Source organism: Kribbella sp. NPDC056345 (genome assembly GCF_042262745.1).
Classification (GTDB): domain Bacteria; phylum Actinomycetota; class Actinomycetes; order Propionibacteriales; family Kribbellaceae; genus Kribbella.
This window is the reverse complement of record NZ_JBHJQQ010000002.1, coordinates 1,112,463-1,126,169: the sequence shown is the minus strand read 5'-3', so window position 1 is coordinate 1,126,169 and position 13,707 is coordinate 1,112,463. Positions and strand designations below refer to the sequence as shown.

14 protein-coding genes are annotated in these 13,707 nt (G+C 67.0%); 8 read left to right on the top strand and 6 right to left on the bottom strand.

The features are described 5' to 3' along the window. Window positions 1–22: 22 nt before the first annotated feature. The gene (locus ACFCV3_RS10905) at window positions 23–718 is read right to left on the bottom strand and encodes a DUF998 domain-containing protein (RefSeq protein WP_376028621.1); all 696 of its coding nucleotides are present in this window, start codon (window positions 716–718) and stop codon (window positions 23–25) included. Beyond that, window positions 715–1,764 (bottom strand): aldo/keto reductase, encoded by a 1,050-nt coding sequence (locus ACFCV3_RS10900; protein WP_376028619.1) that lies wholly within the window; start codon window positions 1,762–1,764, stop codon window positions 715–717. The genes ACFCV3_RS10905 and ACFCV3_RS10900 overlap by 4 nt, the downstream gene beginning before the upstream one ends. Before the next feature lie 77 nt (window positions 1,765–1,841). On the opposite strand from ACFCV3_RS10900, the gene ACFCV3_RS10895 reads away from it, so the two are divergent. Continuing rightward, window positions 1,842–2,384 (top strand): TetR/AcrR family transcriptional regulator, encoded by a 543-nt coding sequence (locus ACFCV3_RS10895; RefSeq protein ID WP_376028617.1) that lies wholly within the window; start codon window positions 1,842–1,844, stop codon window positions 2,382–2,384. A 96-nt stretch (window positions 2,385–2,480) separates the two neighbouring features. On the opposite strand, the gene ACFCV3_RS10890 is transcribed toward ACFCV3_RS10895, so the two are convergent. Both ACFCV3_RS10890 and ACFCV3_RS10885 read right to left on the bottom strand, forming a co-directional pair. Then, on the bottom strand, window positions 2,481–3,086 hold the full coding sequence (locus ACFCV3_RS10890) for a TetR/AcrR family transcriptional regulator (RefSeq protein ID WP_376028615.1): 606 nt from the start codon (window positions 3,084–3,086) through the stop codon (window positions 2,481–2,483). A gap of 44 nt (window positions 3,087–3,130) precedes the next feature. After that, on the bottom strand, window positions 3,131–3,547 hold the full coding sequence (locus ACFCV3_RS10885) for a hypothetical protein (protein ID WP_376028612.1): 417 nt from the start codon (window positions 3,545–3,547) through the stop codon (window positions 3,131–3,133). Between the two features lie 192 nt (window positions 3,548–3,739). Between ACFCV3_RS10885 and ACFCV3_RS10880 the strand changes: the two genes are divergently transcribed. The 6 genes from ACFCV3_RS10880 to ACFCV3_RS10855 are packed head-to-tail and all read left to right on the top strand — an operon-like array spanning window position 3,740 to window position 9,590. Next, window positions 3,740–4,888, top strand: a complete 1,149-nt coding sequence (locus ACFCV3_RS10880) for an NAD(P)/FAD-dependent oxidoreductase (protein WP_376028610.1) — start codon at window positions 3,740–3,742, stop codon at window positions 4,886–4,888. 25 nt (window positions 4,889–4,913) lie between these two features. After that, entirely contained in the window at window positions 4,914–6,125 is a 1,212-nt protein-coding gene (locus tag ACFCV3_RS10875) for a cytochrome P450 (protein ID WP_376028608.1), read from the top strand. A gap of 21 nt (window positions 6,126–6,146) precedes the next feature. Further along, window positions 6,147–7,385 (top strand): cytochrome P450, encoded by a 1,239-nt coding sequence (locus ACFCV3_RS10870; protein ID WP_376028605.1) that lies wholly within the window; start codon window positions 6,147–6,149, stop codon window positions 7,383–7,385. Next, window positions 7,382–7,576 (top strand): ferredoxin, encoded by a 195-nt coding sequence (locus ACFCV3_RS10865; RefSeq protein ID WP_376028603.1) that lies wholly within the window; start codon window positions 7,382–7,384, stop codon window positions 7,574–7,576. The genes ACFCV3_RS10870 and ACFCV3_RS10865 overlap by 4 nt, the downstream gene beginning before the upstream one ends. 60 nt (window positions 7,577–7,636) lie before the next feature. Continuing rightward, a complete protein-coding gene (locus ACFCV3_RS10860; RefSeq protein ID WP_376028602.1) occupies window positions 7,637–8,917 on the top strand; it encodes an FAD-dependent monooxygenase in 1,281 nt (426 codons plus the stop codon). Beyond that, entirely contained in the window at window positions 8,895–9,590 is a 696-nt protein-coding gene (locus tag ACFCV3_RS10855) for a TetR/AcrR family transcriptional regulator (protein WP_376028741.1), read from the top strand. The genes ACFCV3_RS10860 and ACFCV3_RS10855 overlap by 23 nt, the downstream gene beginning before the upstream one ends. A gap of 13 nt (window positions 9,591–9,603) precedes the next feature. Here ACFCV3_RS10855 and ACFCV3_RS10850 read toward each other — a convergent pair whose 3' ends face one another. Continuing rightward, window positions 9,604–10,272: an FMN-dependent NADH-azoreductase gene (locus tag ACFCV3_RS10850; protein ID WP_376028600.1), complete on the bottom strand. Its 669-nt coding sequence runs from the start codon at window positions 10,270–10,272 to the stop codon at window positions 9,604–9,606. A gap of 194 nt (window positions 10,273–10,466) precedes the next feature. Between ACFCV3_RS10850 and ACFCV3_RS10845 the strand changes: the two genes are divergently transcribed. After that, the gene (locus tag ACFCV3_RS10845) at window positions 10,467–12,719 is read left to right on the top strand and encodes an LLM class flavin-dependent oxidoreductase (RefSeq protein ID WP_376028598.1); all 2,253 of its coding nucleotides are present in this window, start codon (window positions 10,467–10,469) and stop codon (window positions 12,717–12,719) included. Window positions 12,720–12,740: 21 nt separating this feature from the next. Here ACFCV3_RS10845 and ACFCV3_RS10840 read toward each other — a convergent pair whose 3' ends face one another. Further along, entirely contained in the window at window positions 12,741–13,511 is a 771-nt protein-coding gene (locus ACFCV3_RS10840) for an NPP1 family protein (protein WP_376028595.1), read from the bottom strand. Between the last annotated feature and the right edge of the window lie 196 nt (window positions 13,512–13,707).

The window sequence follows — 13,707 nt, the reverse complement described above, 5'->3', positions numbered from 1 at the left end:
CCTTGCTGGCAAGATACGCGAATCACCACGTCAGAGTCTGCCGGCCGCGGCGGCGGGCGGCGATCAGGCCGGAGCCGAGAAGTACGTGGCCGACCATGATCGGGTAGATCGCCGAGCGCTCGAACAGGCCGATGTTCCACATCCAGCCGGAGAACACGTCGATCATGAAGACCGTGAAGCCGACCAGGCCGGCGATGCCGAGCAAGGCACTGGCGACGGAGCGTCCACGCGTCAGGCCGATACGGGCACCGGCCACACCGACGGCGATGGCCATCAGGTTGCCGGCGATCATCACGCCCTGGGCGCCGAAGGTGTGGAAGGCGATCAGGCCGTTGGCGACGTTCGCATTCGAGCCCTGGAAGAGGCCTACGAGTGAGACTCCGATGCCCGCGATGATGCTGAGGGCAACGATCAGGATCGGGCGAACCCCCTTGCGCAGATCGAAGGTGAGGAAGGCACCGGCGATCAGGAGGACGCCGTACAGGATCCAGCCGACGTCCATCACAGCGCCGAGCGGGGAGTTGCCGACCTGCCCGAAGGCGACCTGGCTCGGACCGGTCAGGCCGAGGTGGCTGACCCAGTTGTAGAGCGGCGAATAGTGCGGGTCCTGCCAGGCCGCCGCGGTGATGAACTCGGCAACCCAGGAGACCAGCGGACCGACGAAGATGAGGAGCCCCCCGGCGCGGGCAGCCGCGCCGGAACGGATGATCGTCGTCATCGCAGTGCCATTCCGGGGACTCGCCGGCGGATGGCTTCCAGCTCAGCCTCGTCGGAGATGCCCTGCCAGTCGTAGCGCGGCGTGTAGGGAGCCTGCAGAGCTTGTACGTCGTCATCCGCGAGCTCGACGTCCAGCGAAGCGACCGCTTCGTCGATCTGCCCGATCGAACCGGCTCCGACCAGCGGCGCGGTGACGACCGGTTGGCGACGCAGCCAGGCCAGCGCGATCTGGGCGCGACTGACGCCATACTTGTCCGCGATCTGCCCGACGGCGTCGATGATCGCGCGGTTGGATGCCTCCTGCTCCGGGGAGTAGAGCATGTCCGCGAAAGCGCCGTCCGTCTCGGACCGCGCGGTCGACCTGGCGTCGTCCCAGCCGCGAGCGAGGCGGCCTCGGGCAAGCGGCGACCAGATGATCGTGCCGACACCTTCGTCCAGGCACAGCGGAATCATCTCCCGCTCCTCCTCACGGGCGAGCAGGTTGTAGTGGTCCTGCATCGATACGAAACGCGCCCAGCCGTTCTGCTTCTGCAGATGCAGGGCCTTCGCGAACTCCCAGGCGTGCATCGACGACGCTCCGACGTACCGCACCTTGCCGATCTTGACGAGATCGCTGAGCGCCTCGAGCGTCTCCTCCCACGGGGTCGCGTGGTCGTTGCGGTGAATCTGGTACAGGTCGATGTAGTCGGTGCCGAGCCGGCGCAGCGAGTGGTCGACCTCGGTCATGATCGCCTTCCGCGACAGGCCGCGGCCGTTCGGACCGGTGCGCATCGGGTGCCGCAGCTTGGTCGCGATCACCACGCTGTCGCGGTCCGCGAAGTCCTTGAGCGCCTGGCCGAGAATCTCCTCGCTGGACCCGTTGGAGTACATGTTCGCGGTGTCGAAGAAGTTGATTCCCGCCTCCAGCGCGTGCCGGATCAGCGGTCGCGCCTCCTCGGGCCCTTTCGACCAGACCGGGTGACCGCGGTCGGGTTCGCCGTACGTCATCGCACCGATGGCGATCGGCGACACGTCCAGGCCGGTGGTGCCGAGTTTGATGTACTGCATGATGCTCCTCTAAACTATGTGGAGAGTTCTCCAGATAGCGTAGTGGAGAGTTCTCCACTTAGCAAGGTGAGGTTTTCATGGTCCGATCAGACGCTCGCGAGAACCGGTCCCGCATCCTCGCGGCAGCCCGCGAGGCCTTCACCGAGGACGGCGCCACGTCGATGAACCAGGTCGCCCAGCGCGCAGGCGTCGGCGCCGGCACCCTGTACCGCAACTTCCCCACCCGGGAGGCGCTCGTGCTCGCCGTCTACCAGGACGAGGTCGAGCGGATCACCGGAGCCGTGTCAGGCCTGCTGGCGGACCGGTCTCCTCTCGAGGCGCTCCGGCTCTGGACGCTCGACCTTGTCGAAGCAATGCGCCGCAAACACGGCCTGGGTGACGCCCTCAGCCCCACCGCACACCAAGCCATCACCGAGCAGACCTACGGGCCGGTCGTTGCCGCCATCACCGACCTCTTCGACGCGGGCAAGAAGGGCGGCAGTATCCGCCCCGACGCCGACGCCGGCGACTTCCTCCAACTCACCGGCGCACTCTGGCGCGCCGCGTCCACCCCCGTCGACCGAGCACCCCACATGCTCGACCTCATCCTCGACGGCCTCCGCGCCACGCCAAGGAGTTGAATTCCTAGCCAGCTTCCGGACCGCCGTTGGCCGGGTACTGGTCGACCCGTGCTTCGTATCCATCGGCCGGCAGGGTGACTTTGTGGGCAGATCTCGTCATGGTCGTTGCTCTGAGCAACCGGCTGACTCGGCCGAGAAGCGTTCCAGCAAGGTCATCGCCTGACGTACCAACGGGAGAGGGCGCAGGTGGTCGGGGTTCTCGGACCAGAATCGAAGGACTACGTCGATGGTGCTCACGGTGGCACCCGCCATCAAGGCCGCGGTGAGACGGGGATCAGAGCCGGGAAGACGTCGTACAAGTTCGTCCGCGACCGTATTGCGAAGCCGGTTGTTGAGCTCGCTGAGGTACGCGCTGATCGAAGGCGTCCGGGCAGCCAGCTCGATGGTCACCCGGACGCGGTCCGGACGGCCTTCCATTTCACGCAGGACTCGCTCGACGAGAGCTCGCAGGAGTTCGGGGACCGCGACGTGAGGCTGCTCGCGCAACCAGGTGCCGATGTCCACGAAACAGTCCTCGAAGAACTCGAGGACGAGCGCTTCCTTGGTCGGGAAATACCGGTAGAGCGTGGTCGGCCCGACTTCCGCGGCCTCGGCGATCTGCTCGACCGTGGTCCGGCTGAACCCGTGCTCGGAGAAGAGCTCGACCGCTGTGTCCGCGATCAGACGGCGGGTCCGTGCCCGCTTCAGCTCACGCAGCCCCATCAGCACCTCCGTCCACAGGTTTACCGCAGGTCAGACCTGGTTCGTTACGCGCCCAACTGCTGGTCTGCCGTCCTGAACGCGGTGGTGCGGGTTGCGATCAGCGCGGTCAGCGGTGCGATCACGCTGAGGGAGAAGACGACCACCAGCTCGATCGACAGCCCGCGTTCGTGCGGATGGAGATGTCCGAGGTGGAAGACGAGGTGGGTGAGTGCGTAGGCCGTGTAGGCGAGCAGCGCGACTCTGGTCAGCAGTAGGTCGAAGGTGATGGCGGCCATGGTCAGCACGATGCCGAGCCCGAGCTTCTCGCCACCGACGTCCTGCATCAGGTGCTCGCTGTACGGCGGCGTCCAGTCCAGCGTGGGCAGGGCGTAGAAGTCGGCCGGGAAGAAGGTCATCCAGCCGGCCAGGATCAGATCACCCACGCCGAACACCACCAGGACGAGGCGCACATAGCCCCTCATGACTTCCCACCGAGACAGTCGGCGAACGTGATTGCCATTTGACGAAGCTAGGAGTGACTCCCCTGACAACCCTAGGAGTTAAATTCCTAGGCTGGCGATGTCACAGCGGCGACGCGACGAGGGTCTACCCAGTGTGCGTAGATCGTTACTGAGAGTTTCGGACCCGCTGCAGACGTTGGCGGCGGTGGAGCCATGAGCGTGCTGATCGTCGGCGCGTCAGCCGCCGGCCTGTCGACCGCGGAAGCCCTGCGCAGGCTGGGCTACCAGGACCCGATCACGATCCTCGGGGCCGAGGACAGCCCGCCGTACGATCGGCCGCCGTTGTCGAAGCAGTACCTGCGCGGCGACTGGGACGCCGACCGCACCAGGCTCCGGCCGGACTCGATGCTGGAAGCGCTGGGCGCGACCTTCATCCTCGGCGACCCGGCGATCTCCCTCGACGTGGATCGCCGACTTGTCCGCAGCGCGGCCGGGCGCGCGCTCACGGCCGACGCGATCGTCATCGCCACCGGCCTCCGCGCTCGCACCCTCCCCCAGCAGGCCGGGCTGGCAGGTGTCCATGTCCTGCGCACCCTCGCCGATGCGACCGCGCTCCGCGCGGCCCTCAGTAACGCTCCGAACGTGGTGGTGGTCGGAGACGGCGTGCTCGGGGTCGAGCTCGCTGCCACTGCCCGCCAGCTGGGGTGCACCGTGACGCTGACGGGGCCGCAAGCGGCTCCGCTGGAGAGTCAGTTCGGGCCAATGGTCGCTGGGCTGGTGGCGCAACTGCGCACGGCCGAGGGTGTCCGTCTGCGGTTGGGTACGGCGGTGCTCGGCCTGACGTCGACGGATGGGCGGGTGAACGGGGTCCGGCTGGCGACCGGCGAACACTTGCCGGCCGAGGTCGTGATCGTTGCCATCGGCGCCGATCCGGCCACGGAGTGGTTGGCCGGCAGCGGGTTGCAGCTCGACAACGGGATCGTGTGCGACTCGCGGTGCCGAGCGGCCGACGGGATCTACGCGGCCGGCGATGTCGCGCGCTGGTACCACGACGGTCAGAAAGCCTTGCTCCGCTTGGAGAACCGGACGAACGCCACCGAGCAGGCCGGCTGCGTGGCGGCGAACATCCTCGGCGAACCGCGTCCCTACACACCGGTTCCGTACTTCTGGTCCGACCAGTACCTCACCAAGATCCAGGTCCACGGAATCCAGGCGGCCGACGCCGAGCTGACCGTCGTCGAAGGCGACCCCGCCGACCACCGGTTCGTCGCCCACTACCGCCGCGACGACCGGATCATCGCCGTACTCGGGTGGAACATGCCCAAACAGATCCGCCTGCACAAGCAGCAGTACCTGACGTAGCGCCCACGACACGAAAGGGAACGCGATGACAACCACCGAATCGGTGCCGGACTACCCGATGACCAGGGCCGCGGGCTGCCCGTTCGACCCACCCCCACAACTCACCCGGCTGCAGCAGGAGGCGCCGCTGGTCAAGGTCGCGGTCTTCGGCAAGCCGGTCTGGATGGTCACCCGGTACGACGATCAGCGGCAGCTGCTCCCCGACCAGCGGATCAGCGCGGATGTGTTCCGGCCGGACTTTCCCGGCACGACCCGGGATCCGCTCCCGGAGAGCGAACGGGGCTCGGTCGGATTCATCGTGATGGACGACCCCGAGCATGCCCGGTTGCGGCGCCTGGTCAGCGCACCGTTCGCGATCAAGCGGGTCGAGGCGATGCGTCCGCGGATCCAGGGCATCGTGGACCGGCTCATCGACCAGCTGCTGGACGGGCCCCGGCCGGTCGATCTGGTGACCGCATTCGCACTGCCGACGGCGTCGCAGGTCATCTGTGAGCTGCTGGGGGTGCCGTACGAAGACCGGGACGCCTTCGACCGGGCCGGCAGTCAGCTGGCCAATGTCGGCCTTCCGATGGAGGACCGGATCCAGGCCCGGATCGGCATCGGAAAGTACCTGGACAAGTTGGTCGGCGACAAACTCGCCGATCCCGGTGACGACCTGTTGTCCGGTGTGGCCGAGCAGGTCCGGGCCGGCCGGCTGACCCGCTGGGACGCCGCCGGAATCGGCGTACTGCTGCTGTCCGCGGGACACGAGACGACCAGCAACATGATTGCCCTCGGCACCTTGGCCCTGCTCGAGCATCCCGGCCAGCTCGAGCTGCTGCGCGACTCCGACGACCCGGCCGTCGTAGCCGGCGCGGTCGAGGAGCTGCTGCGCTACCTGACGATCAACCATCATTCCCGCCGGCGCCAGGTCATCGAGGACTTCGAGTACGGCGGCCGGCTGCTCAAGGCCGGCGACGGCATCCTGTTTCCCAGCGACATCGCCAACCGGGATCCGAGCGTGTTCGCGGAGCCGGACCGACTCGATCTGACCCGGGACGCGAGCCGGCACATCACCTTCGGCGTGGGGCCGCATGCATGCCTTGGGCAACCGTTGGCCCGGGTGGAACTGCAGGTCGTCTTCGGCACGCTCTACCGCCGGATCCCGACGCTGCGGAGCGCAGTGCCGATGGACCACATCGGTTTCAAGCAGGACAGCGCCCTCTACGGCGTTCACTCGCTACCGGTGACCTGGTAGCCAACCTCTGGAAGGACAGCGATGAGCACCGATGATGTGCCCGAATATCCGATGCCCCGGGCGGCCGAATGTCCGTTCGACCCGCCGCCGCTGCTCAAACAACTGCAGGAAGAAGCTCCGCTGACCAGGATCTCGGTCTTCGGCAGACCGGCCTGGATGATCACCCGGTACGCCGGTCAGCGGCTGCTCGCCGATCCCCGGCTCAGCTCCGATGTCTCCCGGCCGAACTTCCAGAGCTCCAGCCCGCAACTACTGCCGCAGGACGACCGGTTCGGGGGCGGGTTCATCACGCTGGACGACCCCGAACATGCCCGGATGCGGCGGATGGTGACGGCACCGTTCACCGTCAAGCGCGTCGAGGCGCTGCGCCCGAAAGTGCAGCGCATCGTCGACCGGCTGATCGACGACCTGCTCGCCGGGCCGAATCCGGCCGACCTGATGTCTGCGCTGGCACTGCCCATCCCCTCCTTGGTGATCTGCGAGTTGCTCGGCGTCCCGTACGAGGACCACGACTTCTTCCAGCAGAACAGCCTGTCCCTGCTCGACACCACGGCCGGCCCGGCCGACCAGCTGAAGGCCCACTCCAACCTCGGCAGCTTCCTCGACGAGCTGATCGGTCAGAAAATCACCAACCCCGGTGAGGACCTCCTGACGGATCTCGCCGAGCAGGTCCGCGCCGGGAACCTCAGCCGCAGCGAGGCGGCCGGGAACGGACTGCTGATGCTGGTCGCCGGCCACGAGACGACCGCGAACATGATTGCCCTCGGCACCCTGGCGCTGCTCGAGCATCCCGACCAGTTCGAGCTGCTGAAGAAGACCGACGACCCGGCCGTCGTCGGTGGCGCCGTCGAGGAGCTCCTGCGCTACCTGAACATCGCCCACATGGGCCGCTGGCGCCAGGTCGTCGAGGACCTCGAGTTCGAAGGTCACACGCTGAAGGCCGGCGACAACGTGGTCTTCGCCAACAACATCGCGAACCGGGATCCCGAGGTGTTCGCGGATCCGGACTCCCTCGACCTGACCCGGGACGCCCGCGGGCACGTCGCGTTCGGCTTCGGCCCGCATGCATGCCTCGGGCAACCACTGGCGCGGATGGAGCTGAAGGTCGTGTACCGCACGCTCTACCACCGGATCCCGACTTTGCGGCTGGCAGTGCCGCTGGCGGAGATCCCGTTCAAGCACGACGCCACCGTGTACGGCGTCGCCTCGCTGCCCGTTACCTGGCAACCCCACCACCACAACGAATCGAGGTCATCGTGAAGATCATCGTCGACCAGGACAAATGCGTCGCTTCCGGGCAATGCGTCAGCAGCGCACCGGACGTCTTCGACCAGCGCGAGGAGGACGGCATCGTCGTACTGCTCAACGACAACCCACCGGCCGAACTGGCCGACGGCGTCCGCCAGGCCGCTGCGCTCTGCCCGGCCCTGGTGATCACCATCGTCGAGTAGGAGTCAAATTCCCGGTCACAAAACTGACCACTTGACCAATCGGGTCAGTATGCTCGAAGCATGGATCAGATGACCTCGAGGCGAGTCCTCGTCGTGGGTATGGGAATCAGTGGAATGGCCACGGCCAAGCGGCTGCGGATGGCGGGCTGGGAGCCGGTCATCGTCGAGCGGGCGTCAGCACGGCGGCTGGGTGGCTACTTCGTGGTGTTGTTCGAGGCGGGCCGGGCGGCCGCGGAACGGTTGGGGATGCTGAAGCATCTGCACGACCGCAAGTCGCTGCAGCCCGGCGTGGACCTCACGCGCAGCGGCAAGCACCGCCCCGGTCTGTCGTACGTCGACATGCCGGGGCAGCCGTGGCTGATGGTGCGCGGCGACGTGGAACAAGCCGCGTTCGCCGAGCTTCCGGCAGACATCGAGGTCCGCTACTCGACGTCGCCGACGGAGATCGTTCAGGACGCGGACGGCGTGGACGTGACCTTGCTGGACGCCCGCACCGGGACATCCAGCACCGAACGATTCGACCTGGTCATCGGCGCCGACGGCATCCGCTCGACGGTGCGCTCCCTGGTGTTCGGTCCGCACGAGAAGTTCCTTCACCCACTGGGTTACATGATCGCCGCCTTCGAGTTTCCCGGTACGCCGGAAGGACTGGAGCCAGGAGTCGGCGCAACCTTCCTGGAGCCGGATCGAGGGATGTGGGTCTACGCCTTCACGGACCGGGACCCCACGATCATGCTGAGCTACCGCACGGACGACGTTGCGGCCGAGCGGTCACGGCCGGCCGTCGAGAGCGTGCGGGCCGCCTTCGGCGCGAACCCGCCGCAAACGCTGGTCGATGTCATGAACACACTCGAGTCCAGTCAGACCGGATTGTTCGACTCGGCAGATCAGGTGCGGATGCCGACGTGGCACAAGGGCCGGGTCCTGCTGCTGGGCGACTCCGCCTGGTGCGTGACCGTCTACGCCGGAATGGGCGTCTCGTCAGCGCTCGCGGGTGCCGACCTGCTCGGCACCATGCTCGAACAGAACCCCGACGACCTGGAGTCGGTCCTGACCGAGTGGGAGCGTGGGATGCGCCCGTACGTCGCCTACTACCAGGAGAGCGGCGTCAAGGACCGTGCCTTCTTCGTCCCGGACAGCAAGCTGCAACTGCTGCTGCGCCGGCTCCTTCCGCTCGCGGGCAGAACGCGCTTCGGCCGGCGTGTGATTGCTAAGCTGCTGAACGCCGAAGACGTCATCAGGTACAAGAACGCGAACATCCTGACTGAGGTTCTGGGTGGTTCACCTCAGCAGCGCAAGGAGTCACAGGTTGACCAACGTGCCCGGCACTCTGCCGCCTAAGGCGGCGCGGCTGCTCGCTGCCGCGGGAGAGCTCCTACTGGCCCGCGGCAGCAAGGGCGTGACGATCGCGGAGGTGGCACGCAAGGGACACACCGGCAAGGGAACGGTCTACCTGTACTGGAAGACCAAGGAAGACCTGCTGCTGGATCTCATCTGCCGCGACTTCCTCGATCTGGCCGGCGAGCTGACCGACCTGCTGGCCGGCGACCATGAGCTCATCCGGCCGTCCCGGTTGTGTCCCACCCTGCTCGACCTGGCCCGGGCGCATCCGTACGTCGACGCCCTACGCAGCAACGACGCCGAGCTGCTCGGCGTGCTGACGACCGACGATCGCTCGGCCACACTGCTGGACGCACTCGGACCGGACGCCCTCGTGCGCCGGATCCTGCCGATCTGGCGCACGCACCTGCTGGCCAGGACGGACTGGACGGTCGCTGACCAGACAATGGCGGTCAACTACCTCTTCTCGGGAGTCATGACCTCGACGAGCGACGCGCCCGTGGAAGAGGTGCGCGAGGCCAACCGCGTGGCGGCGGCCGCTTTCACGGCACTGCTCGGCCCCGAGGAGGCAGGAGCCAAAGAACTACGCGCTGCCGCCGAAGGCGCCCTGGGGGCCTTGGCGGAGCAGCGCGTCACCGTCACGAACCTGCTGTCGCAGCCAGTCCCAGTGTGACGTCGTACAGCTGTCAGACAGCTTTGCCGGTCAGTTCCTTGGCGACCGCGAGACCGTGCTCCTCAGCTGTGGCATGAGCACCGGACTCGGATTCCTTGGACAAGTCGACCAGCTCTTCCATGCCCGGGGTGACCGGGGCGAGGGTGAGCTCGGCAGCCGCGATCCGGAGGTTCATCCCGAACATGTCACCGAAGATGCGCTCCAGGTACGGCGTCGCGTGGTCCCAACCGTGCTTCGGCGTACCGGCCTGGTAGCCGCCACCACGCGCGATGGTGATGATGGCCGGGCGGCCCTGCAGCGGGTTCGATGCGCCGAGCAGTTCGTCGTCGAAGACCAGTAGGTCGACCCAGACCTTCACGTGCTGGGCGATGCCGTAGTTGTACATCGGAACCGCGAGCAGCAACGCGTCCGCGCTCTTGACCTCGTCCGCCAACTCGGCGACCAACGCCTCCGAATCGGCCAAGAGGTCGCGCTCGGCCGCAGTGGCGGGCTCCTCGCCGTACTTCGCCCTGGCCAGTGCCGGCCAAGCAGTGGCCGGTAGCGGGTGTCGGCCGAGATCGCGGCGGACCACCACACCGTCCGGGTGTTCGGCCTTCCAGGCCGCTTCGGCACTGTCGGCGAGCGCCCGGCTGACCGATCCGTTCAGGCGCACGCTGGCGTCGACGCGGAGCAAGGTCGTCATAGTCGTTCTCTCCCTGAGACTGTTTCAAGATCTTCTGTTCCGAAGATCATCTGCAGTCGGAACGTATTCGCCGGGACCGGCAGGCCGGTAGGAGTTCCACACCCAGGCAGATCTCCGGGAATGAGTCATCATGGAGATGGGTTGAAGTTTCCATAATCTGACTCGCAGATTATCTGCTTCCGGAAGGAATTGAAGTGACCGACTACGGGCATGAGCTGCTGGTCGGGGCGTTTCTGACGCCCTCGGCGGGTGACGCGGATCGGGTCGTGGGCCTGGCGGAGATCGCGGACGCGGCGGGCCTGGACGTGGTGACGTTCCAGGATCACCCGTACAACCCGGGGTTCCTGGACACCTGGACCTTGCTGAGCTGGGTCGCCGCCCGGACGCAGCGGATCAAGGTTGCCGGCAACGTGCTCAACCTGCCGCTCCGTCCGCCCGCCGTACTGGCGAAGGCATCGGCCAGCCTGGATCTGCTGTCCCACGGACGATTCGAGCTGGGCATCGGGGCCGGTGGATTCCCGGACGCCGTCCACGGCATGGGCGGCGGCGGGGTGAAGACCCCAGGCGAGCGGCTGGAGGCACTGTCCGAGGCGATCGACATCATGCGCGGTCTGTGGGACGTCGACACCCGTGGGGCTTTCCGCTTCGAGGGAAAGCACTACCAGGTCCCGGGGACGAAGCGCGGGCCACGGCCGGCGCACGACATCTCGGTCTGGCTCGGAGCGTACAAGCCGCGGATCCTCGAGCTGACGGGACGGAAGGGCGACGGCTGGTTGCCGACCCTGGAGTACCTGGAGCCGGGCGCGCACATCACCGGTAACACCGTCATCGACGAGGCCGCAGTTGCGGCCGGTCGCGATCCACGCGACGTCATCCGGATGCTCAACCTGATGCCGCCCGGTCCGGACTCGTTCCTCAAGGGCGGCCCGGAGAGCTGGGCGGAGCAGATTCTGCCACTCGTGCTGGAGCACGGCTTCAGCGCGTTCTTCCTGATCGGCGAGGACCCGCGCGCACTGCAGGTCCTCGGCAACGAGGTCGCCCCGCAACTGCGGGAGCTCGTCGCGAAAGAGCGGAAGGCCGAACCGACTCCGGCCGCACTGGCCGCGCGAGTGCCTGGGATCGACTACGACGCGCTGCCGGTCGAGTTGCGCACGAAGGCAGTCGAGCCGGGAGATCCGGCGTACGACCGCGTGCGGCACACGTTCGCCCGCAAAGGCTCTCCGGGGCTGGTCATCCAGGCCGGAACCGTCGACGAGGTCAGGTCAGCGCTGTCCTACGCGCGCAGCCAGGGCGTCTCGATCTCGGTCCGCAGCGGCGGCCACGGCTTCAGTGGACGCTCGACGAACGACGGCGGGATCGTCATCGATCTCGGCCGGATGAACGCCGTCGAGGTCCTCGACCGGGATCGCCGGCTCGTCCGCGTCGAACCCGGCGCGCGGTGGGGCCAGGTCGCCGCAGCACTCGAGCCGCACGGACTCGTGATCAGCTCCGGCGACTTCGGTGGCGTGGGCGTCGGTGGGCTGGCGACGACTGCAGGGCTGGGGTATCTCGCCCGCAGCTACGGACTGACGATCGATCACATCCGGGCGGTCGAAATCGTCCTGGCCGACGGATCGTTCCACCGGGTCGACGCCGACCACGAGCCCGACCTGTTCTGGGCGGTCCGCGGCGCCGGCGGCAACTTCGGCATCGTCACCGCCTTCGAGATCGAGGCGACCGAACTGCACGACGTCGTCCACGCCACCCTGTACGTCGATGCCTCGGAGACCGCCGCGGTGATGGAGCGCTGGGGCCGGCTGGTGGAGGACGCACCGCGCGAGTTGACCAGCTTCATGGCGCTCTTCCCGGCACGCCGCGGACAGCCGCCGATCGCGCAGATCATTCTGGTGTACGCGGGTGACGATGTGACGTTGGCGCAGGAAGCGCTGGCGCCGTTCCTCTCGGTGGGTCCCGTCCTGGAGCAGGAGGCCGAGGTGACGCCGTACGCGTCGGTGATCCAGCTGCCCGACTACCGGCACGACGGCAACGGCCCGAGGCACAACCGCAGTGGTCTGCTGGATCACCTGACACCGGAGAGCTCCGCGGTGATCGAGAAGATGATCAAGTCGGGCAAGATCCTGATGATGCAGTTCCGCTCGGCGGGCGGCGCGGTCAACGACGTACCGGTCGAGGCGACGGCGTACGCGCACCGCAAGCAGAACTTCTCCGTCGTCAGCGTCACCTTCCCGGACTGGACGTCGTACCAGGACCAGCTGTGGAGCGAGCTCTACCCGCACCTCGACGGCATGTACCTGAGCTTCGAAACCACCACCGACCCGGAGCGCCTCCTCGACGCCTTCCCCGCCCCGACGCTGTGCCGCCTGCGCGCCCTGAAGGCCGAGTACGACCCGGACAGCATCTTCGACAAGAACTTCGACCTCACCAAAGCCGACCTACTGCCGCAGTGACGGCACAGGGAGGCGCTGTGATCAGGCCCAGGGATTGAACGGGATACCGCCGGGCTTGGTGGCGTTGAGAAGCTTGCGGAAGCGGTCGTCCTTGTCGGTGATCTTGATGGTGGCCTTGCCGAAGTCGGCCGGATACATCAGGGCGTAGCGGAGGCCTTGGCTCGGCCAGCCGTCCCAGCCGACCAGCGGCGGGTAGCGCCAGTTGTGGTAGTGGTTCTCCGGCGGTTCGTCACCGTTGTTGGCGATCCGGAAGTAGTGCGTGAAGCCTCCGTCCTTGTGGTACACGACTTTCGGGTGCGTGTTCTCGAAACGAACCTGGGACCGCGGGTAGGTCGCCTGACTGTCGTGCCTGGTGATGGACACGTACTCGGCGCGGTCGGTCGACTGATTGACCCACGAGACGACGTGTTCCCAGTCGTGCCGGTGACCGCCGGCGCCGCTGCCGGTGTTGGCCTGGTCCTTCTCGAAGTAGCTGGCATAGACGATCGCGCACCAGCCGTTGTTGCACTTGGACCGTGAGTACGTCTGGGCGTTGTCGAGATCGGATCGGTCGTGGCAGTTGCCGTTCACCGCTCCGCCGGGTTTGAGACCGGGATTGAGAGTCCCGTCGGCGCCGATCGCGGGTACGGCGTAACACCCGTCGTTGTCGTAGTCGTAGGCGGGCGAGAACGTCTGCTCGTAACCGTTCGCGTTCTGTGGCAGCCGTGGCGGTGGCGCCGCGTACGCCGTCACCGCGGTACCGGCCATCAGGGTCACCACCGCGATGACGATGCCGGCCAATCTCTTCCTCATAGTTACTCCTTCGGCTGGGGGATGGCGTGCCGAAGCGTTGCAGCGGAAATCCGGGCCGGCCAGGGAGCCAAACTCCCTGGCACCCACGCACAGCGTGGTGGCGCCCATTGCCTGCGAGAAGTTCACTCTGCCGTCGATTCTCGTTGTGCTGACGACGCAAGGAACCACATTCCTACTCGGACCACGGCTCCCGCCA